Here is a 21925-nt window from a genome sequence, read left to right as displayed (position 1 = left end):
CGAGATCCACGCGTTGACCGGCCGGGTGGTGCAGTGCCCGATCGACGAGATGAACCGGCCCCGGGGCCGCAAGGACGCCCGGCTGCGTATTCCTCCGTCTGAGGTGGAGGTGGCGCAGCTGTTTGCCGGTTGGGCGGGTGAGCTGGCCAGCTGTCGCAAGTTTGCGCCGGCCGCGCGGAACTACACCGCGGCTCGGCTGATGGCCGAGGTCGGGTTGCGGATCAACGAAGCGCGCAGCCTGGACCTGACTGACGTGAAGTGGGATCTGGGCCGGTTCGGCAAGCTGCACGTCCGTCACGGCAAGGGATCGCGTGGCTCCGGCCCTCGGGAGCGGATGGTGCCGCTGGTCAACCATGCCGGTCGGACGCTGCGCTGGTTCATCGAGGATGTGTGGGGCCAGTTCGACGCCGACCACACCGGCCCGGGGCGCCGCTGTTCCCGTCGGAGCGTAGGAACGGTGACGGCTCGTGCCGGCGGGTCGGTGACGACGGTTGCGGCAGGGCTTGGCTGCGGCTGCGGCCAGCCATCTCCCGACCTGGGCGGACACGCTGACGCCGCATGTGCTGAGGCATTTCTGCGCGTCGCAGCTGTACCTGTCCGGGGTGGACCTGATCTCGATCCAGGAGCTGCTCGGCCACTCGTGGGTGGCCACCACCATGCGCTACGTCCACGTGCACCGAACCCGGATCGAGGATGCCTGGGTCGCCGGGCAGCAGCGGGCCGCCCAGCGGTTGGAAGGACTGATCTGAATGCGGTGGAACCTGCGACTCGCGGCGGCCAACCGCGGCATCTGGAAGGCGTCGGAGTTGCAGCGGATGCTCGCCGAACGAGGCTTGGTGATCTCGGCGGGCAAGATGTCCGGGCTGTGGTCGGGCCGACCGGCGTCGATCAAGCTGGACGACTTGAACGTGATCTGCGCGGTGCTCGGCTGCCAGGTCGGCGAGCTGCTGATACCTGAGCCGGACAAGGTTCCCCAGGCCGGCCAGGGCGAGCAGTCGATGGCTGCGGCGGCCGGTGCACCGGTGTTGGCCGTGGTGCCCCGTCGTCGTGACGGCCGGTCGCTGCCTCCGGCCTGAGCACCGCTGATGAGCCCACGCGGCGTGCCCGGCCGTCACCTGCGCACCTGCGTGGGCTGTCTGGCGTGGGGACGCGGCTTTAACAATGGGCTGTGCCGCCCGTGCTGGGAGTTCGCCCGGCGATGGCCCGCTGGCGAGTGCGGCGCCTGTCGCCGGTCGATGCCGGTGAAGCGGGGGCATTGCCGGCTGTGCTGGTGCCAGGCTCGTCAGGACCGCAGCATCGCGCTGGACGGCCGGGCCGGCACCCATGTCGTGCTGTTGCCCTATGCCCGCCGGGTCCGCCATCACCAACTGTTTCTTGCCGAGATGCCTGCACCCCGCGACCTAGTCGGCCAGGCACGCCGGCAGCGCCGCGCCGCAGGCCCGCCCGATCCGCTGCCGCCAGCGGTGGGCCGGCCTGTCGTCACCTGGATCCAGCCGTCGCTGTTCGACCCCGGGCCTCGTGACTATCGGCGCCGTGTCGACCTGCGCACCCGTCCGACGCTGGATAACCCCTGGTTGGCGTGGGCCCTGCACCTGGCATACAGCTTCGCCGAGTCCCGTGGGTTCACCGATGTGGTGCGCGAGGCCCTCAACCGTGCGCTGATCATGCTGCTTGCCGACCACACCGCCAGCGAGACGATCCGGTTCTCCGACATCCACCGAGCACTGCGGAAACGAGGAAACAGCATTCACCACACCGCCCACATCCTCGACCAGATGGGCATCTTGAAGGACGACCGGACCCGGACCATCGACCGCTGGCTGGAGCGCAAGCTGGACGGGGTCGCGCCGGCGATCGGCCGTGACGTCCACCGCTGGGCGTTGCTGCTCATCGACGGTGGCCCCCGCACCAAGCCGCGCCACCCCAAGACCGTCCGTGTCCTCGCCACCGCCCTGCAGCCGATGCTGCTGGACTGGTCGGCCCGCTACGGGCACCTTCGTGAGATCACCCGCGACGAGGTCCTCGACCGGATCCGGCCGCTGCGCGGACAAAAGCGCCTGACTGCGATGAAGGCTCTGCGGTCGCTGTTCCGGTGGGCGAAAGCCCACCAGGTCGTCTTCCGCGACCCGACCAACCGGATCAAGGTCGGCCGCGTCGAGCGGCCACTCCCGCAGCCGCTCACTCCAGCCGAGATCACGCCGACGGTCAAAGCCGCCGCAGCGCCACACATTCGCGTCGCGGTCGCCTTGGCCGCCGTCCACGCCGCCCGACACGGCGACATCATCACCATGCAGCTGTCCGATGTGGACGTTGTCAACCGGCGGCTCACCGTCGCCGGCCACACCCGCCCTCTCGACGACCTCACCCACACCGCGTTGACCGACTGGCTCGACTACCGGCGCCGCCGCTGGCCCAACACCGCCAACCCGCACCTGCTGATCAGCAAGGAGAGCGCAGTGCGGCTCGGCCCCGTCAGCCACCCCTGGCTCAACCGCATCCTGCGCGGACTGCCGGCGACCCTCGAACGGCTGCGCATCGACCGTCACCTCGACGAAGCCCTCGTCAGCGGCGCCGACCCGCTGCACCTGGCTGAGGTCTTCGGCATCTGCGAGGCCACCGCGATCCGCTACGCAGCCGCGGCGCGACAACTGCTGAGCACGCCAACCGAGCAGACCGAGGGCCTAACTGCCCACGCCGGCCGGCACGCGCAGCCAACCATCAGCTGACCCGGCCGTCTCGCTCAGAAAGCGGCCCCACACAAGCCGCCATACTGTCGCCCATGAACCTGGACGTGCGCAGCGACGACAACTGCCACCTGTGGGCCGAACAGTCCGGCAGCGGGCCGCCGCTGGTGCTCTGTCACGGCGGTCCGGGCCTGTGGGACTACCTCGACCCGGTCGCCCGGCTGCTCGACGATCGCGCCCGCACCATCCGATGGGACCAGCGGGGCTGTGGACGCTCGCAGCGGCGCGGACCATACAGCGTTGCCCGCTTCGTCGCCGACCTCGACGCGGTACGCGACCAACTGGCCGGACCGCGAATGGCCCTGTTGGGCCACTCGTGGGGTGCGCACCTGGCGTTGCGGTACACCATCGAACACCCCGAACGGGTTAGCCATCTGATCTACGTGTCCGGGACTGGCATCGACCCCGAACGCGGCTGGCACCCGCACTACAAGCGGAATCTGAGGCTGCGGCTCGGGCATCATCTGGACCGGTGGGAGGCCCTCAGCGCCCGCACCCGCACGCCCGAAGAGGACCGCGAACAGGCGGTACTGCAATGGTCGGCCGACTTCGCCGACCATGGCACCGCACTGCGGCACGCCGAAGGCATGGCCACGCCATGGCTGGGCATCAACTACGACTGCAACCAGGCCATCAACGCCGAGGTCAAGCAAGAACTCAGCAACTCTGAAATGGCCGTGCAATGCCGAGCGCTCGACCTGCCCGTGCTCATCATCGACGGCACCGAGGACATCCGCCCCCGCTGGGCCGTCGACTCGCTACACCAAGCGTTCACCAACAGCCAACGGGTGAGCCTCGCCGGATCCGGTCACTTGCCGTGGGTCGAGAACCCGCACGACTTCCGTCGGACAGTGACCACCTTCCTGACGCAACACAGTCGCCAGACGCTCAGCCAGGTTCACCGCGAACCCCCGGATCCGCGATAGCGTGACTGCGCGGACGAACCCTTGGGTTCACGTCGAGAACCCATCAGTTTCCCTGAACTCTCGGGAATCGGCTGTGGGGTGAAGACCAGCAGGTCGGCGTGCACCCGCAGGTGGGCTACCTGCCACTGCTCGGGGTTGGCGTGGGCCAGGGTGAGCAGTTCCTCGTCGGTGCTGTGGTAGTAGACGAACTGGTCGCCGTCGGTGTCGGCCTCGACGGCGACGATGTGCTGCAGGTAGCCCAGTCCGGCCCGGGAGGCGGCGGCGACGGGCGGCCCGAAGTCCTCCGGCGTGGGCTGCGTACCGGCGGGTACGCCGACCACGAGGACGAGGCAGCCGCCGGGGCGCAGCAGCCGCGCGCAGGCGGCCAGCAGCCAGGCAAGCCGGACCCGTGCCGGCGTGCCCGCCTCGTGCAGCGGCCAGCAGGCGACCACCAGGCTGGTGGACGCGTCCAGCGGACCGTCGTCGGGCGGCCGGACGACCGCGGCGTCGGCGCCGGGCAGGTGCGGGTCGGTGAGGTCGTCGCCGAACCAATCGCCCAGCTCGGGCGGATCCTCCGCGTCGCCGGCCTCCGGCTCGCGGGACGCGGTGAGCGGGTTGGTCTCGGTCGTGGCCGGCGGCAGGCCGGCGGTGGCGGGTCCGATGATGAGGCTGGAGCTGTCGGTGAACCAGGCGCGGTGGTGCTGGCGACCACCCTGGGCGCAGATCGGGGCCAGGACGTGGTCGGTGGTGAGGTCGACCACCGCCTCCCCGGGCCGGCTGTAGGCGGCGACGAGGCGGTAGGCCAAACGGGTGGGCAGGCTGGCGTTCGGGTCGGCATCGGTACGGGCCGTGCGCCAGACCGTGATCGGTACCGGCGGGTCGCCGGCGATCAGGTCGATGAGTGTGTGGTCGGCCGGCTCGGTGTGGTCGGCCTGGTGGTGCGGGTGCGGCGTGTGCTCGCTCATGTGTTGTCGGCTCCGCGCCGCGCCGTGAAGCGCTGACACCCCCAAACCGGGCTTTGTGAGCCCTGGCGAACACTTGCCGAACTCACAGCCGCTCACAGCGCTCGACCCGGCACCAGCTTGTCCTGATTTCCGTCGCCTCGTCTGGTGCTCGCGACGTGACGACAGCCATCGGTAGCCGCCTACCGCGACGGGACCGGCTTCATCCCTGCCCACCCTTCTGTCAGTGACGCAGCGTCACTGACAGAACGCGTTGCCGGGCGCCGGTGCCGGTGCGGAGAATGCTTCGGGCGTCGACGTGGATGGGGGCTTTGACCAGCACTGTGAGACGCCGTCGAGCCCCGCGTGCCGGGCCGATGTCATCGGTGCGGCGTGGCCTGTCACAGGGCGCAGGATGTCGAGCGGTGACAGCCCGTCCGCGACTGTCACGGGTACGTGAGGAGTCCGCGCGGGCCGTCGGCGGCGAGCTGTGACAGTGGCGCTGTGAGCCGACCGGATTGTCACAGGGGCCCGTACGTGTCCGCGGTGAGGGTCGCCGACGCCGTGTCGCAGGTCGCGGCGTGAGCCTGTGCCACCGCCTCCGAATCGCGCAGTCACAGGCCCTGTCAGAGTGTCACAGGGCAGGTCAACCGGCCTTTGTCAGATTCTCTGCCAACGATCAGCGGCGATGGCACGTCGTGCGGGCGGGCCGCTGACAGAGGCGGGCCGAGGGCGGTGACCAGCGCTCTGAGCAGCTCTGTCAGTTCCTTGTGAGCCGGCTGTGGCGCAATCGATGCCACCGATCGCCGTGACAACGCCGGCGGCGGCCTTCGAATCCCTTGGTGTCACAGGAGTTTGACATGAGCATGTCCGACGCTACGAACTGGCCGGCTTCCGCCCTCGACGCGGCGGAGACCGCCTTCGCCGCGCTGACCTGCGAGCCCGCGCCGCTGGCCCTCGACTGCACGGCGTTCTTCTCCGACGCGGGTCTCCCGCAGCCGGTGATGCCGCTGTCCGTGCTGCGGGACTGGCTGTTGCGACACCCCCGCGCCTACACGGTGCGTGACGAGGTGTGGAGGGAGCTGATCCGGCGCGCGCGGCTCGACGGGCCGCACTGGGTCGTCGCCGCGGTCGGCATGGCGATGCCGGCGCTGCAGCAGTACGCGGCCCAGCTGTGCGAAGGGTACGACGGCGACCCGGCGGACGTGGACGCCGAGATCCTGACCGGCTTCCTGACCGCGCTGCGCGACCGGGCGGACCTGGCCAAACCCGCGCCGTACGCGAGCCTGTGCAAGGCGGCGTGGCGGGCCGGGCGGGACCTGCGGCTGCAGCAGCGGGAGTTCCTGCCGGTGGAGGACATCGATCACGTCGCCCCCGGTTCCCGCACCCCCCGGGTGCCGTACGGGCATCCGGACCTGCTGGTCCGCCGTGCGGTGACCCTCGGGGTCCTCGACCCCGAGGACGAGCAGCCCTACATCGACGTGCGGCTCGGGCGCCGGGCGATCGAGCCCATCGCCGCGAGGAATGGCGTCAGCGTCGACGCCCTGCGCATGCGGCTGTCACGCATCGACAGCCGCATCGCCGAGGCCCTCGCGGATGGGCTGTTGACCGGGGTCGCGTCGCCGGAAACCATGGCGCACGTGCGGCTGCGGGCCGAGCAGCGGAGCCGGCGACGGGCAGGCCGCGCCGCGGCCGCCCGCCGCGAAGCCGCTCGGCAGCACGCTGCGGCAGCCGCCTGAACCGCCAGCCGAGACGGCTGTGGCCCGACGTGCAACGTCGGGCCACAGCCGTCTCGGCTGGCGGGTGCCCGTTCTCAATGGAGCCGCTCCGGAGGGAGCGCGCTGCGCTGCGAGCAGATCGATGGAGAAGGCCAGCGCTGGATTCTCAGTCGATCTGGCGCCGCAGTCGGTTCTGCGGCGCGTCGCCCGGCCCGTCCGCTCCCGCGAGTGGGACCTGATCGCATCGTCCTGAGCACCCGGGTCGGGGCGGACTGATGCGGCCTTGTCAAGAGCTGTGGGCCCTGCCGGCACTCACACTGCCCACCGGCAGCCGGTTCCGTTCCGCCTGTGAGTCCTCGTCCCTCGACCGCGCTGTTTTCGGTGAACATGCCCTTGACCTGCGCGGTGAGCCCCGCGCCGGGCCGTGTGAGCGACGTGTGAGCGCGGCATGTGTTCGCCAGGGCTCACAAAACCCGGTTTGGGGGTGCGGGACTCTTCGCGAGCCGTACCGCTCGCCGGTCCCGCCCGCCGCCGGGCGACACGAGGAACCGCAATCCGCGCGCCTCGGGTGCCGCGCCACGTTGATGCGCTGACACCACATTGATGACCGCAACCCACCCATGAGGGAGGAAGAGCTCCTCCCGGGGCTCACGCGGTTCGTGCGCTTCTTCACCTGCGCCCGGCGGCGGTCCCTTCGACCGCTTCGAGCAATCGCCGCGCCCCGGGTCACGCCGTCCGGCGTCCGGGGCGCGGCGGGAGGTGAACCGCCATGACCCGCACCCCACATCACACTCTCCGAACCCAGCGACTCGTTCGTCTCGCACTGCGTGTGGCCGTGCCGCTGGGCGGCGTCGGCCTGTCACTCGCCCTTCCGGCCGCCGCGCACGCCGATCCGGACGGCGCCGTCTACCTGGCGGCGAACTCCCTGCCGGTCGTCATCGACAACCTGCGGCTGTGGCTGGTCGGCATCCTCGCCGCTGTCGCGACCCTGTTCCTCGTCCTCGCCGGCGTGTACTGGGCCACCGCCGGAGGCGACCCGGCGCAGGTCGAGCGGGCCAAGAGCGCGCTGCGCAACGCCCTGGTCGGCTACGGCCTCGCGGTCCTCGCCCCGGTCCTGCTGCAGATCGTCCAGGGCATCGTCGGAGCCCCGTGATGGGTTTCCTGTTCGACCAGATCCTAGATTGGCTGGCGGCGGCGATCCTGGCGACTCTGGACGCGCTGTTCGGGGTGATCAGCACCGCGCTGCTGGTCACCCCGAACGTCACCGGCCTGCCGCAGGTGCAGGCCCTGACCGGCCGTTCCGTGCTCGTCGTCGACACCGTCTTCATCCTGGTGTTCATGGCCGCCGGGGTGCTCACCATGACCGCCGGTGGCAGCGAGAACTCCCGCTACACGGTCAAGGACCTCGTCCCGAGGCTGATCGTCGGGTTCGTCGCCGCGCACTTCTCGCAACTGTGGTGCGGCACGCTCATCGACCTGGCCAACGCGCTGACCGGCGCGCTCACCACCCCCAGCGGGGACTCCGACGGTGCCTTGCAGGCGATCAGGACCCACATCGACGCGGGGCAGGACAAGACGGCGGCGCTGCTGTTCGTGATCTGCGTGGCGATCATCGCCGTGCTGCTCGCGGCCACGGCGTTCAGCGTGATCGTCCGCTTCGCGGTCGTGCTCGTCCTGACCGCCGCCGCCCCCCTTGCCTTGGCCTGTCACGCGCTGCCGCAGACCGACCCGGTCGCCCGCCTGTGGTGGCGCTCCTACCTCGGCGTCCTCGCGGTGCCGGTGGTGCAGGGCTTCACCCTCTACGCCGGGCAGTGGATGCTCACCGACCCGCAGCACCTGCTGCCCGTGCTCGGCCTGCCGGCAGAGCCCGGCGGAGTGCTCAACCTGTTCGTCGTCATGGTCATGCTCTGGACCACGCTGCGGGTGCCGACCCTGATGCGCCGCTACGTCGCCGCCGCAGGCACCGGCGGCCGCGGGGTGAACATGCTCGGCGCCGCCGTGCGGGTCGTCCTCGTGCAGCAGGTCGCACGCTCGATTCCCGGCCTCGGCCGCGGGCTGAGGGCGGTGGGCCGATGAGCACCCACCCCGACCGCACTGACACGGGTCGCGCGCGGATGCCCGCCGACGTCGACGCCCCGGACAAGGTTGTCTACGGGCTGACATTCCGGCAGCTGGCGATCCTCGCCGCCGCCGCCCTCGCCTTCTACGGCGCGTGGCGTGTCCTGCACCAGGTAGTGCCGATGGGCGTGCTCGTCGGCGCCGCCGTGGTGCTCGGCGGCCTGGCCTTCGGCATCGCCGTGGGCCGCCGTGACGGGCTGCCGCTGGACGTGTGGCTGCTGGCCGCCGTCCGGCACGCGCGGGCACCTCGCGCGCTGTCGACGACGGACACGACGTCAACGACGCCGGACTGGGTGCAGACCCCGAAGAGCACGGTGACGCTGCCGGCGCCGCTGCGGCTGCCCGCCGACGCGATCGACGACGGCGGGGAGATCCACCTCGGCGGTGGGCGGGCGGCGATGGTCGCCGCGTCGAACGTCAACCTCGCGCTGCGCACCGCCGACGAGCAGGCCGCCCTGACCGACACGTTCGGCCGCTGGCTCAACAGCCTGTCCACCCCGACACAGATCGTGGTGTCGGCGCAGCCGGTGGACCTGCACTCCGCCGCCCGCACCCTCTCCCAAGCCATGCACGACCTTCCGCACCCGGCCCTGGCGGAGGCGGCGGCCGACCACGCCCGGTTCCTCGACGACCTCGCGACCCGGCGGGATCCGCTACGCCGGCAGGTCCTCATCGTCACCCGCACCAGCCCGGGGGAGCGGGGCGAGCACGCCGCGCGGCGGCGCGCCGACGACACCGTCCGCGCGCTGTCCGGCCTCGGCGTCACCACCCGCGCCCTGGACGGGGCGGCGGTGACCGCCGCGATCGCCGCCGCCGCCGACCCCTACCGGCCACCCCGACCCGGCGGGCTCGCCGCGCCGGATGCCGTCATCACCTCACCCGCGCCCCGCCAGCGTCACCGACAAGCAAGGAGTTGACAGACATGAAGCTGCTCCGCCGCCATCCGCCCGCCGAGCATGACCGTCAACCTCACCGGTTGGCGGCCACCGTCGCTCCCGCCTCCGTGGAGGTCACCCCCCGCTTCCTGCGCGTCGGCGACGGCTACGCCGCCACCCTGGTGGTGACCGGATACCCGGCCGAGGTCGGCCCGGCCTGGCTCGAACCCCTGCTGTCCTGGCCAGGCCGCCTCGACCTCGCCCTGCACATCGACCCACTACCCGCGCCGGTCGCCGCGGCGCGGCTGCGCAACCAGCGCGCCCGCTTCGAATCCTCGCGGCGGGCCGACGCCGAACGGGGCAAACTGCCCGACCCGGTGGTGGAGGCGGCGGCCGAAGACGCCGCGGACCTGGCCAACCGGCTCGCCCGCGGCGCGGCGAAGCTGTTCCGCGTCGGCCTCTATCTGACCGTGCACGCCCGCACCGAGGACGAGCTCCTGCAGGCGTGCGCGCAGGTGAAGGCCGCCGCCGCCTCGACGCTGATCGAGGTGCAGCCGGCCACCTGGCGGCACCTGGCCGGCTGGACCACCACCCTGCCCCTTGCCAGCGACAGCCTGCAGATGCGCCGCACCATGGACACCGCCGCCCTCGCCGCCGCGTTCCCCCTCGCCAGCGCGGATCTGCCGGCGCCGCTGCCCGGCGACCCACCCGCCGAGGGCGGCGTGCTCTACGGGGTGAACCCGGACTCGCAGGGCATTGTGTGGTGGGACCGGTGGGCCCAGGAGAACCACAACTCCGTCGTCCTGGCCCGCTCGGGCGCCGGCAAGTCGTACTTCGTCAAGCTGGAGATCCTGCGCAACCTCTACCAGCAGGTGCAGGTCGCCGTCATCGACCCCGAAGACGAATACGGGCGCCTGGCGGACGCGGTCGGCGGCACCGTGGTGCGCCTCGGCGTGGCCGGGGTGAAGGTCAACCCCCTCGACCTGCCCACCGGCGACACCCGACCCGACGTCCTCACCCGCCGCGGCCTGTTCCTGCACACCCTCATCGCGGTGCTGCTCGGCCAGCAGCCGCCCCCGGCCGAGCGGGCCGCGCTGGACCGGGCGATCCTCGCCGCCTACCGCCAGGCCGGGATCACCGCCGACCCGGCCACCCACCACCGGCCCGCCCCGCTGCTGCGCGACCTCGAAGCCTGCCTGCACGCCGACGACGACCCCGCCGCCCGGCAACTCGCCGCCCGCCTCGCACCCTGGGTGCACGGCTCGTTCTCGCACCTGTTCGACGGCCCGACCACCACGCGCCCCGACGGGCACCTGGTGGTGTGGTCGCTGCGGCACCTGCCCGACGAGCTGCGCACCGTCGGCACCCTCCTCGCCCTGGACGCGATCTGGCGGCAGGTCGACGCCCCCGGCCGATCAAACGTGCGGCGGCTGGTGGTGGTCGACGAGGCGTGGCTGCTGATGCGCGACGGCGAGGGCGCCCGCTTCCTGTTCCGCATGTCCAAGGCGGCACGCAAGCGCAACGCCGGACTGACCGTGGTCACCCAGGACGCCGCCGACGTGCTGGGCACCGATCTCGGCCAGGCCGTGGTGTCCAACGCCTCCACGCAGGTGCTGCTGCGGCAGGCGCCGCAGGCCATCGACGCCATCGGCGAGGCGTTCGGGCTCACCGACGGCGAGCGGCGGCTGCTGCTGTCGGCCCGCCGCGGCCACGGTTTGTTGATCTCCGGGCTGAGCAGGACCAGCTTCGAGTCGATCTCCTCGGACGCGGAGCACGCGCTGTGTACCACGAACCCGGCTGAGCTGGCCGACCTCGACGAGGAAGAGGACGACCTGTGACACCACCGATCGAAGCCTTCAGACCAGCATTCGTGTCGCCGCCACCGGCGCCCAGCCCCACATCCGGGCCGGGCGCCGGCTCCATTCCGCCTCCCACCGGACCCGCGGCTGCCCTGGTCGACGCCGCCGTGTGGGCCACCCAGCGGCCGTGGTTGGCGGCTGTCGCCGCCGGCCTGCTGATGGTGTGGATCGCCGCCCGCAACCTGGTCGAGACCTGGCGGCACCGCCACCACGCCCACGGCGCGCGGCTGGTCACGATCGCGCCGCCGCCGGAGGTCGACCCGCACAGCGCTGGCGCGCTGTGGGCGAACCTGGCCGGCGTGCTGACCCCGTCGCGGCGTCGGCGCCTGCTCTACGGCGCCCCGCACGTCGTGTGGCAGTACACGTGGTCCGGCCGGCAACTGCTCATCTCGATCTGGGTGCCCGGCACCGTCCCGCCCGGTGCGGTCGAGGCGGCGGTGCGGGCGGCGTGGCCCGGCTCGGCCACCACCACCGACGACAACCCGGCACCGCCGATCCCCCTGGACGCGCACCCCGCCGCCGGTGGGCACCTGCTGCCGGTGCACGCGGAGTGGCTGCCGCTTGCCACCGACCACGACACCGACCCGCTGCGCCCCCTGATGTCCGCCGGCTCCCAACTCAAACCCGGCGAGTACGCGTGCGTGCAGATCCTCGCCCGCCCGGCCACCCCGCGGCGGGCGGCACGGGCCCGCCGCGCGGCCGGGCGGCTACGTGCCGGCAAGACCGCCGCACCGGCGATCAACCCCGCCGCGCCGGTGCTGTGGCTGCTCGACGCGTTCCTGCCCGGCAGCGGCGGCACCGGCCGCGCCATAACCCCAGCCGCCCGTCGGGATCCCACCATCGAGCGGGACGTCCGGGCGATCCTCGACAAGACAGCGCACCCGCTGTGGCAGACCGGCATCCGGTACGCGGTCGCCACCACCAGCCGGCGGCCCGGCGCCGACCCGCGTGGCCGGCTGCGGGGCATCGCCGACACCCTCGCCTCGGCCTTCGCCATCCACACCGGCCGCAACCGGCTCACCCACCGCGCCCGGATGCCCGCGCCGGTGGCCGTCCTCGCCGCCCGCCGGCTCGGCTCCGGATTCCTGACCTCCGCCCCGGAACTCGCCGCCCTCGCGGCCCTGCCGCGCGACCTCGCCGTGCCTGGCCTCGACCGGGCTCGCGCCGCGTCCATGCCGGCGCCGGTCGCCGTCCCCGGCGGCGGACGCGGAGTGAAGATGCTCGGCGACGCCGAAATCGGCGGGCACAGCGTCGGGCTGTCGGTGCCCGACGCGAGGTATCACATGCATGTGATCGGCTCAACCGGGTCCGGCAAGACAACAATGCTGGTCAACATGGCCCTCGACGACATCAAGGCCGGTCGGGGCACCGTCGTCATCGACCCGCACGGCGACCTCGTCCTGGACATCCTCGACCGGCTCCCCGCCGACGTCGCCGACCGCGTCGTGCTCTTCGACCCGGACCAAGAGAACCCGCCGACCCTGAACCCCCTCGAAGGCGACGACCCCGACCTGGTCGTCGACAACCTCGTGTCGATCTTCGGCAACATCTTCGCCAAGGCGTGGGGTCCGCGGATGGACGACGTCATGCGGGTGGCCTGCCTGACCCTGCTGCGCCACAACAACGTGACCTTGCAGCACATCCCCCCGCTGCTCAACAGCCCCCAGTTCCGGTCCGCGATGACGGTGGACCTGGACGACCCGGCCGGGCTGAGCGGCTTCTGGCAGTGGTACGACGGCCTCAACGACAGCCTGCGGTCCCAGGTCATCGGGCCGGTCCTCGCCCGGTTGCGGGCTTTCCTGCTGCGCGACTTCGTCAAGCGCACGATGCGATACCCCAAGTCGAGCTTCGACATGGGCCGCGTGCTCGACGGTGGAGTGCTACTCGTCCGCATCCCCAAGGGCGTGCTCGGTGAGGACACCAGCCGGCTGCTCGGCTCCCTCGTCCTCGCGCAGGTGTGGCAGGCCGCCACCGCCCGCGCCGCGATCGCACCGGATCGGCGCCGCGACGCGACCCTGATCATCGACGAGGCCCAGAACTTCCTGACCCTGGCCAACTCGCTGGACACGATGCTCGCCGAGGCGCGCAAGTACCGGCTCTCCCTCGTGCTCGCCCACCAGGACCTGGCGCAGTTCCCGCGCGACCTGCTCGCCGCGACGTCGGCCAACGCCCGCAACAAGATCTACTTCACGGTGGCGCCGGAGGACGCGAAGCAGCTCGCCCGGCACACCCTGCCCGAACTGGGCGAGCACGACCTCGCCCACCTCGACGCGTACACCGCCGCCGCACGTCTGGTCGTCAACGGCCGCCAGACCCCGGCGTTCACCATGCGGACCAGGCCTCCGAGGCCGGTCGTCGGCGAGGCGACCGCCATCCGCCAGGCCGCCGCCGCGGCGGTACCGAGCCAGGACACCAGCGCCGTCGACGAACTCGTCGAACGGCTCAGCCGCAAGCCCGAACAACGGCGGGCCCGTCCGAAGAGCGACCGGACCTGACCTGACCGTCCCTGCCAGTCCGGTGGCGTCGCCCGGGTCGCGTACCGGCTCGTCACTGGGATCGCGACCGGTGACCGCCGGACACCCGCAGCACAGTGCTGACCTGCCCTGTCAGTGCCGCACACGCCCCTGACAGACCCACCGCACCGACCTCTCCCTCTCCAGACACCCCTCCCGATCGGGAGGGGACCCCATCCTGCCAAGGAGCAAACGTCGTGCACTCCCGTGTCCCGCCCGCCTCAGGCAAACCGGATCCACTCGCGGTCTTCGGCCGCATCGTCCCCCGCGACCACGCCCTCCTCAGGCTGCTCGCCGAGCACTACCTGCTGTCCACCGACCAGATCACCAGCGCCTTCTTCGACAGCCGTCGCACCGCCCAGCGGCGGCTCACGATCCTGCACCGTCTCGACGTGCTGCACCGCTTCGGCCGCAGCGGCGCCCACGGCCGGTACGGGTCGCTGCTCTACACCCTCGGCCCCGTCGGACTGCAACTGCACCCGGCCGCCTACCACGACCCGGCCGGCCTCGGCGGCAAGCCGCCGCGCAGTTCCCTGGAGCGGGCCAAGCGGATCGCCGCCAGCGGCCAGGTCAACCACCTGCTCGGGGTCAACCAGTTCTTCACCGACCTGATCGCCACCGCCCGCCGCGCCGGCAGCGGGCGCCTGTCGCGCTGGTGGTCCGAGCAGCACGCCACCACCGTCTACGCCCAGGCGGGCATCCGCCCCGACGGGCACGGCGTGTGGACCGTCGGCGGCACCTCGACCGGCTTCTTCCTCGAGCACGACAACGACACCGAGAACCTCGCCCGGGTCGTGGCCAAGCTGCGCGGATACGAGCGCCTCACCACCTTCGGCCCCCGCTACCCGGTGCTGTTCTGGGTGCCCAGCCGGCGCCGCGAGGCCAGCCTGCTCGGCGTGCTCGCCGGGCTGCGCACCGCCAGCCCGATCGCCACCGCCGTGCACGGCCCGGACCCGGCCGGTCGCGTGTGGACCCTCGTCTCGGACCCCACCCACCGGCGGCACCTGCACGAGCTGCCCTCCGACCACGGACCCGACACGGTCACCAACCCCCAGCGCTTCGACGACCTATAGGACTCACACCGCAGGTCAGCGGCGCTGAACACGCCAGCCCGGGGCACCTGCGCGCAGGTCGACTACCGTCCGCGTCTGTCCCCAAACAAGATCATTTGTGAGAGTCGGGAAGTCTCACAGCGTCCGCGCCGACAACGGCCCACAGCGGGCCGGAATGTCTCACAGCGCAGGTCAACCCCACTTTTCGGCGATCAACTCACCGGATCGGCCTGACAGAGCAGGCCGCTACCGTTCACGGCACTACCACACCTCACATACCGCTCCACCCGGTTCGGTCCCACCCCAGGGATCATCGCCGCACCACCCGGTGCGCCACGCCCACCCGCTTCGGCCGGTCGGCACGCGCACCGCGCGGCGACCCCTCAGGGTCGCACCAACCACCCGCACCACCCCTTCCCTTCGGCTCTGACCCGACCCATGCACCCGGTGGGCCGGTCAGTTCCGCGTGCCCGCGCACCCCCTCACCCACGAAGGAGGACCCCGCCTATGTCCGCTGTTAACGGCACCCCGCTGACCCGTCACGGCAGCCGCGTGCCCGCCATCCCGGCACGACGCACCGCAGCGAAGGCCACCTCGGCGCCTGCTGCCCCGCCAGCCCGCGCCCAGGCCACCGCTTCCCGAACGCTGGTCACGCCGGCCCCAACCATCAACACCATGGTCATCTGCCTGCCCGACGACCTGCCGGCCCAGGCACTGACCAGCCACCAGCTCGACACCCACTCCGGTGTCACCGGCACCCTCACCACCCTGTACTGGGCCACCCCGCGGCTGCGGCTGTGGCAACGGCACCAGCTCATCGGCGCCCGCAAAGGCCACCCGACGCCGTGCGCGGGCGGCCCCGCACGGCTGCTCGATCTGGCTGGCATGCGGCACGCCGCCGCCGTAGGGGCCGGCATCCGCTACCAGATCTGGCAGCAGGTCGTCCACGGCACCCGGCCGGCCACCCCCTGGCCCGTGTTCGAGTCCCGCCACCTCACCGACCCCGACCGCTACCCCTACGACAGGGCGAGCGAGGACTTCCACGCCCAGCCCCGCCATGCGCCTGCACGCCGCCACCACCCCCGGCCCTGGCCAGCCCAGTGTCGGGGAACTGGAGATGTACCAGGCCGGGCAGGTCGCCTACCAGCACTACCGCGCCGCCAGCGCCGTCGTCGGCGACGCGATGCTCACCGCCGACGGCCGCAAGCTCGCCCCGGCCAGCGACGCCCTCGCCCACCGCATCACCTACCTCGAGCAGGCCCTGGCCCACCTCGACACCGTCGGTCCGGACCAGCGGCTGCTCGCCGTCGCTCTCTAACCCCCAACCACCCACCTCGCCCGCGGCGAGGCACCCGCAGCCGCTCCTTCGCGGATCGGCCGCGGACGCCCCCGTCCCCACCTGCCCTGAACACCGTCACAGAAGGAGCATCATGTCCCGCTACCTGTACTTCGACCTGCAGGCTGTCGCCGCCCAGGCGCGGCACGCCGTCCTCGCCGACCGGAACCTGCCCACCCGCTGCGGCGGCGTCGGCGAGAACCGGTCGGCCGAGCTGGCGCTGCGGCTCTACCGCCACTGCGGTCGGCCCCGGCTCGCCAGCAACGGATGCCACCGCGCCTACGACGCGCTGCCCCCGTCGGTCGAAGCGGACAACGACCTGACCACCCCCGCCGTCCGGCTGCCGCACATCGACGACCCTCAGGGCTTGCCGCTGCTCGACAGCGCCGGACCTTCGCTGATGGACCTGCTCACGCATGGTCTGGCCGACGGCGCGCAATGGGTGATGGTCGACCCCCACACCCTCACCGTCGGCGTCGGCCGCCGCCGCCTGCGGCAGCGCCGCGCCCCCCGCTGACCCGCCGCCCTCACATCCCCGGCAGGTCCGGCTGTGCCCCGGCACACCCGGACCTGCCGAGGGCGTCACGCCACCATCGCCATCACGGCGTGCCCACATCGTCTGCTCACCACCGCATGCGCCGGACATCACCCTTGGCTGCCTGACGACCCCCAACGCGGACACCGAACCAGCACGGGCGACGACGCCGACATCCCCATCCGGGTACCACTCCTGGCGCGCACAGCGCGCCACCCCCGTCAGGTCAACTCACCCAGCCGTCGCCGCAACGCCGTTCGACACCCACTGCGTGCCCGATGCCGCTTCGCCTGCGTTGGTGATCGCTTCAGCCCTGCCAACCGCAGGCAAGTGACACCTCTGCCACGCACGCCGGGTGCCCCGGGCCTGGGGCACCCGCACTGCGCCGGCCTGCGACAGGCCGCTCTGTTCCTCTTCCCGCCCCTTTCGTTGCAAGGAGGTCCGCATCACCATGTCCAACCGACTGTGGTTCCGCGTCGAGGACGTGCTGCCGCTGGCAGAACACGCCCTCGCCTGCCCCACCCACCGCCTCACCAGAGCACAACTCGCCGCAGGCGAGCACAACACCCCTGCCCTGACCCTGCGCCGCGCCGGCTCTGAAGGACAGCTGCGTTCCAACGGCGTGCCGGTCTGGCACACCCCACACGGCCACGAGCAGGTCGCCCACGGCGGTGCGTGGCGCCCCGCCGGCGGCTCGGTCTCCGAGCCGGATCAGCACCTGTACCTGCCGCTGCGGCACACCGACCCCGACGGGCGCCAACTCATCGACGTCCTGCGCGCTGGCCGCGCCCTCGACCGCAACTGGCTCGCGATCGACACCGAAACCTGGCCCGGATGCACACTCGACGCCAGACACGTGCAGCTGCTCGACCACCGCGCGGACATCGCCCCACCAAACGCGCGGTGGCGGCCGGTCATGGTCACCTCCCCGAAAACCGGCGACGGGGTCTACCCCGCGCTGGTCGCCGACGGCTACGACACCGGAGAAGACGGCCACCTGATCTGCCGCTTCCACCCGCACACCGTCCGGCAAATGGCTACAGACCTCGCCGGGCCGTGGCGCGCGGGCACGATGCCGGGGGAGTACCCGCTGCTGCGCTTCGACGGCACCACCGCGGTGCTGCTCGAAGAGACCGACCTCGGCGACGGGACCCGTCTCGACGTCGACGACCGCTGCTACCCCGACCGGGACGGCTACTACAGCATCGGCGCCTACCGGTGGCTCTGGCACACCTCACCCACCGACGTTATGCCCATGCGGGACCGGCTCCGGCTGCACCTGACCGCCCTGCCCGGCCGCCTCCGCGGAATCACCGCCACCCGCCGCCCGCCTCGGCAGACGCCCGCCGCTCACGACGATCCGCCGTTCTGACCCCGACATCCCCAGCCGTCGCCGGACCGGGTCCGGGGGTGATCCCGAGATCCGGCCATCGCACTTGATCAGCGCCGCGAACGAAGCGTAGTTCAGTGCTGACCTCACACCACAGAAGGGAGAAGCCATGACCCACGCACCAGAACCCGTACCCGCACACGCCATGTTCAAGGTCCTCGCCGCACTCGCCGAACTCGGCGAGGCCACCGCCGCCGCCGTCGCCGACAAGGCCGGGCTCGGCTACTCCACCGCCACCGCCAAGCTCCGCGCGCTGGAACACACCGGGCAGGCCGAACCTATCCGCACCGAGGACAAGCGCGCGGTGTGGCGGCTGACCGACGCCGGCCGCACCACCGTCGGTGCCGACCACAGCTTCCCGCCGGCCCACGACACCGGCACCGACGCGCCGCCCGAAGCCCCGGCCCAGACCACTCCCGACGACGACCCCGCCGAGGAACGCAACACCACCGAGGACGCCGACACCGCCGACGAGGAACCGCCTACCCCACAGCCCGACGATCCCACCGGCACCGCGCCCTCCGCCGCCTCCAGGGCCACGGCCGACGCACCCTCACAGGCCCATGGCGGAGCGGCAGAACCCGCAGTCGCATCCGACGCGGACAGCGAGCACCCCTCTGCGGCGTCCGAATCGGACCCGGCGGCCCCGGCCGCCGAGGCGGGCACCTCGACCGCGGGCAGCCGCCGGACGAAGGGCTCCCTGAGAGGGGCGGTGCTGGACATCCTCGAAGCGCATCCCGACCGGGCCTACAAGACCAGCGAGCTGTGCAAGCTCATCGACGCCGCGAACGCCGGCACCGACGCGAAGAAAGCCAGCGCCGGCGCGGTCGTCAACGCCGCGGACAAGCTGGTCAACGACGGCAAGGCCGTGCGGACCGTCGACAAGCCCGCCACCTTCCAACTCGCCCCCGCCAACCCGTAGCCGGCGGGCACCCACACCAGCAAGGCAGCCCAGGGGCGGGCGTGAAGTTGACCGCTACCCGCCCGCCCCCGGTGCTCCTTCGTACACAAGGAGCGATCTCAGTGTCTCAAACCCTGCAATCCGTAGTCACCGCCCTCGGCGGGGTCCTCGCCGGCTTCGCCGTGGCCGCGGCAGCGTACTGGCGGCAGCAGCGAGCCCTGTGGGCGGCCCGCTACGAGGCCAATCACGACGACGTCACCGGCCTGCCCAACCGGCGGCTGTTCCTCACCCGCCTGCGCGCCGCCCTTGAGAACAGCACGCCGGTCGGGGTGGTGCTGCTGGACCTCAACCAGTTCAAGGACGTCAACGACACCTTCGGCCATGAGGTCGGCAACGACCTGCTCAACCAGGTCGGCCGACGCCTGGCCAGCCTTCCCACCCCGGTGCGGGTCGCCGCCCGGCTCTCCGGCGACGAGTTCGCGCTGCTCGTCATCGGCGGCCCCGACGACACCGCCGCCGCAGCCCACGCCGCCTGGCAGGTGATCGCCGACAACTCCATCCGCGTCGTCAACGGTGACCTCCACGTGGCGGCCTCGGTCGGCTACACCCACGTCCACCACCCGAACGCCAGCCCACGGCAGTTGCTCACGCAGGCCGACAGCGCGATGTACGAGGCGAAACGCGCCGGCGGTGGCGTACGCGAGTACCTGCCTCACCGCACACCGACAGTGCGCAGCCGCGACCGCCACCACCGCTGACCCCCGCCCGCGACACCTTCCAACCCGAGGACCCCGCAGCCGCCCTGGCTGCGGGGTCCTTCGTCCTTATCACCCCTGACCAGGGAGACCTCGGTGTTGTCCTTCAACGCTGTCCACACTCTCACCACTTGCCTCATCGCCGCGGACGCCGACGCAGACCAGATGGGATGGGGTCAGCCCCCGACGCTGCTGCTTGTTCACGACTGGCTCCTGCACCCGTTTCCCCGCGGCGACGGCGCAAGATGCGCAGCCTGGAGTTTCCGCTGCATCCCCGCGACCTGCTCAAGGAACCGGCCGGGCTGCCGGCGCTGCTGCATCGCCTCGCCAGCAGCCTGGACGAGCCCACGACACCCACGCCGTACCAGACCACGCTCGACACCATCATCAGCCGAATCCGCGCGACCACAGCGGACGCGCGGCTGGTGGCCTGGGCCGTTTGCTACGACGACATCCACACAGCCGACGGCCGGCCGAGACAGGTCCGCCGCGTCGACGCCGTCGACATCGACGAGCGCATCTACCAGCTCACCCGCCTGCGCGGCGAGGACCACCCGCTGGTGCTCGTCGACGACACCCCCGACCCGGCCGACACCCCTGCCACCCATCCCGGTCTGGTCGCGCTGCTGGCCGCCACCGCCCGCTACAGCCGCAGCGGCAGCGACGGCTCGAAATAGGGCCCACGGTCCCGGACCGCACGAGTCCCGATGAGCCGGCCGCCAGGACAGGCCTGGTCGACGACGTCCGTCCGCTGCCCCCGCGGCGGCCGGCAGCCGACAACCACCTCGAGCTGCGGCGCGCCACCCCTGCCACGGGGCCCGTAGCCGCCGCAGCACCACCAGCCGTGACACCCACGCGCCTGCTCCCGCACCGCGTTCGAGTTAAGGAGTTCAACCTCATGGGCACCCCTTGCTACATCGGCGCCGTCAGCCCCCACACCCCGCACCTGGTGCACGCCCGGTACGTGCTCTTCGACGGCCACCCCGCCGTCGTGCTGCCCACCCTGGCCGTGATCTGGTCCCGTCACGCCCACCAGGACACCGCCGCGCTGATCACCGCGATCCTCGCCAACGACTGGGAGCACCTCGACCCGGACATCACCGCCACCACCCGTTCCGCGTTCGTCGGGCAGCAGGCAGTGCCGGGCGTCGGCATGACATTGGCCTCCACCACCAACGGCGCGGTCGACGTGCCGGAGCCGGTCACCGTGTTCCCGCTGTGCCACGTCGGGCACCTCGACGTCGAATGGGTGTACCTGATCGAGGCGGACACCGCCACGATCGGCGTGCACACCAGCGACGGCACCCGCACCGGGACCTACCAGCTCGTCGCCTGCCTGGACCCCACCGCCGCACGTGAACGGGGTGCGGTCGGTCCGTGTGGGCCGCGACCAGCGGCGGGAGCACCGCGGTGAGTGCCCGGGCCCTCGCCGCGATCGCCGCCGGGGTGATCGCCGTGCTCGTGCTGTGCGCGGGCGGGCTCGGCGCGCTGCTCACCGGCGGCGGCACCGCGTCGGCCGGCTGCTACCAGGCGGTCGGCCCGGACGGGCAGCCGCTGCTGCCCACCCTCGCCGTGTCCCCACCGCCCGGCGGTGCCGGCGGGTGGAACAGCGAACAGACGGCCAACGCCGCCGTGATCGTCGCGGTCGGAGCGGAACGGAGGGTTCCGCCGCGGGGCTGGGTGATCGCCCTGGCCACGGCCATGCAGGAATCCACCCTGCGCAACCTGCCCGGCGGGGACCGCGACTCCGTCGGGCTGTTCCAGCAACGCCCCTCGCAAGGCTGGGGCACACCCGACCAACTCCGCGACCCCCGCTACGCCGCCGGGAAGTTCTACACCGCGCTCCTCGCGGTCGACGGGTGGCAGGCCATGGCGCTGACCGACGCCGCCCAGGCCGTGCAGCGCTCCGCCTACCCCGGCGCCTACGCCAAGTGGGAAGACGACGCTATCGCCCTGGTCCGCGTCCTGACCGGCGGCACCCCCGCCGGTCCCGTGGCCGGCGACCTGGAACAGGCGATGAGCAACCCGCTGTGCCTGTTCGACGGCGGCGACGGCCAGCCCGGCGCCGAGCAGATCCCGTTGCCCGACGGGTTCACGCTGCCGCCGGGCACCCCGCCGCAGGTGGTCACCGCCATCGGGTGGGCCCTCGCGCAGCGCGGCACCCCCTACACCTTCGGCGGGGACTGCACCGCACCCCACTCCGGAATTCCCGCCCGCCAGTGCGACTGCTCGTCTCTGCTGCAGCAGGCATACCGGGCCGCCGGCATCGCCATTCCCCGCACC

Annotated in this window: 21 protein-coding genes; 19 read left to right on the top strand and 2 right to left on the bottom strand. The window is 72.1% G+C overall.

Features of this window, described 5'->3' with window-relative positions:
- The first annotated feature begins 503 nt into the window (after nucleotides 1–503).
- From D7I43_RS33910 to D7I43_RS30420, 4 genes are all read left to right on the top strand, one after another.
- Complete coding sequence (locus tag D7I43_RS33910) at nucleotides 504–749, top strand: tyrosine-type recombinase/integrase (RefSeq protein ID WP_240033275.1); 246 nt, start codon at nucleotides 504–506, stop codon at nucleotides 747–749.
- Nucleotides 750–1076 (top strand): helix-turn-helix domain-containing protein, encoded by a 327-nt coding sequence (locus D7I43_RS30430; RefSeq protein ID WP_120332021.1) that lies wholly within the window; start codon nucleotides 750–752, stop codon nucleotides 1074–1076.
- A gap of 159 nt (nucleotides 1077–1235) precedes the next feature.
- Nucleotides 1236–2726, top strand: a complete 1491-nt coding sequence (locus D7I43_RS30425) for a site-specific integrase (protein ID WP_192902310.1) — start codon at nucleotides 1236–1238, stop codon at nucleotides 2724–2726.
- 53 nt (nucleotides 2727–2779) lie between these two features.
- Complete coding sequence (locus tag D7I43_RS30420) at nucleotides 2780–3670, top strand: alpha/beta fold hydrolase (RefSeq protein ID WP_120332020.1); 891 nt, start codon at nucleotides 2780–2782, stop codon at nucleotides 3668–3670.
- Here D7I43_RS30420 and D7I43_RS30415 read toward each other — a convergent pair.
- On the bottom strand, nucleotides 3643–4614 hold the full coding sequence (locus D7I43_RS30415) for a class I SAM-dependent methyltransferase (protein ID WP_120332019.1): 972 nt from the start codon (nucleotides 4612–4614) through the stop codon (nucleotides 3643–3645). The two genes, D7I43_RS30420 and D7I43_RS30415, sit on opposite strands and share 28 nt — an antisense overlap.
- 836 nt (nucleotides 4615–5450) lie before the next feature.
- Between D7I43_RS30415 and D7I43_RS30410 the strand changes: the two genes are divergently transcribed.
- The 7 genes from D7I43_RS30410 (at nucleotide 5451) to D7I43_RS30380 (ending at nucleotide 14746) form a co-directional block, all read left to right on the top strand.
- Nucleotides 5451–6329 (top strand): hypothetical protein, encoded by an 879-nt coding sequence (locus D7I43_RS30410; protein WP_120332018.1) that lies wholly within the window; start codon nucleotides 5451–5453, stop codon nucleotides 6327–6329.
- Nucleotides 6330–7077: 748 nt separating this feature from the next.
- Nucleotides 7078–7461 (top strand): pilin, encoded by a 384-nt coding sequence (locus D7I43_RS30405; protein WP_120332017.1) that lies wholly within the window; start codon nucleotides 7078–7080, stop codon nucleotides 7459–7461.
- Nucleotides 7461–8384 carry a TrbL/VirB6 family protein gene (locus D7I43_RS30400; protein WP_120332016.1) on the top strand — a complete coding sequence of 308 codons (924 nt, stop codon included), beginning with the start codon at nucleotides 7461–7463 and terminating at the stop codon, nucleotides 8382–8384. The genes D7I43_RS30405 and D7I43_RS30400 overlap by 1 nt, the downstream gene beginning before the upstream one ends.
- Entirely contained in the window at nucleotides 8381–9343 is a 963-nt protein-coding gene (locus tag D7I43_RS30395; RefSeq protein ID WP_120332015.1) for a PrgI family protein, read from the top strand. Before D7I43_RS30400 ends, D7I43_RS30395 begins: the two co-directional genes overlap by 4 nt.
- Nucleotides 9344–9348: 5 nt before the next feature.
- Nucleotides 9349–11139 carry a VirB4 family type IV secretion system protein gene (locus tag D7I43_RS30390; protein ID WP_120332014.1) on the top strand — a complete coding sequence of 597 codons (1791 nt, stop codon included), beginning with the start codon at nucleotides 9349–9351 and terminating at the stop codon, nucleotides 11137–11139.
- 113 nt (nucleotides 11140–11252) lie between these two features.
- Nucleotides 11253–13655: a type IV secretion system DNA-binding domain-containing protein gene (locus tag D7I43_RS30385; RefSeq protein ID WP_240033280.1), complete on the top strand. Its 2403-nt coding sequence runs from the start codon at nucleotides 11253–11255 to the stop codon at nucleotides 13653–13655.
- Nucleotides 13656–13870: 215 nt separating this feature from the next.
- On the top strand, nucleotides 13871–14746 hold the full coding sequence (locus tag D7I43_RS30380) for a replication-relaxation family protein (RefSeq protein ID WP_120332012.1): 876 nt from the start codon (nucleotides 13871–13873) through the stop codon (nucleotides 14744–14746).
- 518 nt (nucleotides 14747–15264) lie between these two features.
- Here the strand turns inward: D7I43_RS30380 and D7I43_RS33905 are convergent.
- Entirely contained in the window at nucleotides 15265–15483 is a 219-nt protein-coding gene (locus D7I43_RS33905) for a hypothetical protein (RefSeq protein ID WP_240033274.1), read from the bottom strand.
- A 299-nt stretch (nucleotides 15484–15782) separates the two neighbouring features.
- Here D7I43_RS33905 and D7I43_RS33900 point away from each other — a divergent pair, with 299 nt between their 5' ends.
- The 8 genes from D7I43_RS33900 to D7I43_RS30340 all read left to right on the top strand — a co-directional run.
- Complete coding sequence (locus D7I43_RS33900) at nucleotides 15783–16043, top strand: hypothetical protein (protein ID WP_240033273.1); 261 nt, start codon at nucleotides 15783–15785, stop codon at nucleotides 16041–16043.
- Between the two features lie 112 nt (nucleotides 16044–16155).
- The gene (locus tag D7I43_RS30370) at nucleotides 16156–16578 is read left to right on the top strand and encodes a hypothetical protein (protein WP_120332011.1); all 423 of its coding nucleotides are present in this window, start codon (nucleotides 16156–16158) and stop codon (nucleotides 16576–16578) included.
- A gap of 469 nt (nucleotides 16579–17047) precedes the next feature.
- Nucleotides 17048–17968: a hypothetical protein gene (locus D7I43_RS30365; protein ID WP_240033272.1), complete on the top strand. Its 921-nt coding sequence runs from the start codon at nucleotides 17048–17050 to the stop codon at nucleotides 17966–17968.
- A gap of 127 nt (nucleotides 17969–18095) precedes the next feature.
- Nucleotides 18096–18908: a MarR family winged helix-turn-helix transcriptional regulator gene (locus D7I43_RS30360; protein WP_120332010.1), complete on the top strand. Its 813-nt coding sequence runs from the start codon at nucleotides 18096–18098 to the stop codon at nucleotides 18906–18908.
- A 101-nt stretch (nucleotides 18909–19009) separates the two neighbouring features.
- Complete coding sequence (locus D7I43_RS30355; RefSeq protein ID WP_120332009.1) at nucleotides 19010–19645, top strand: GGDEF domain-containing protein; 636 nt, start codon at nucleotides 19010–19012, stop codon at nucleotides 19643–19645.
- Between the two features lie 242 nt (nucleotides 19646–19887).
- Nucleotides 19888–20319 (top strand): hypothetical protein, encoded by a 432-nt coding sequence (locus D7I43_RS30350; protein ID WP_240033271.1) that lies wholly within the window; start codon nucleotides 19888–19890, stop codon nucleotides 20317–20319.
- Nucleotides 20320–20540: 221 nt separating this feature from the next.
- Complete coding sequence (locus tag D7I43_RS30345; RefSeq protein ID WP_120332008.1) at nucleotides 20541–21056, top strand: hypothetical protein; 516 nt, start codon at nucleotides 20541–20543, stop codon at nucleotides 21054–21056.
- Nucleotides 21053–21925 (top strand): NlpC/P60 family protein (locus tag D7I43_RS30340; protein ID WP_240033270.1); only part of this gene is annotated, 873 nt, incomplete at its 3' end. The genes D7I43_RS30345 and D7I43_RS30340, both read left to right, overlap by 4 nt.

Source organism: Micromonospora globbae, from assembly GCF_003610785.1.
Lineage (GTDB): Bacteria > Actinomycetota > Actinomycetes > Mycobacteriales > Micromonosporaceae > Micromonospora > Micromonospora globbae.
The sequence above is the reverse complement of the archived record's forward strand: the minus strand, read 5'-3'. Positions and strand labels throughout refer to the sequence as shown.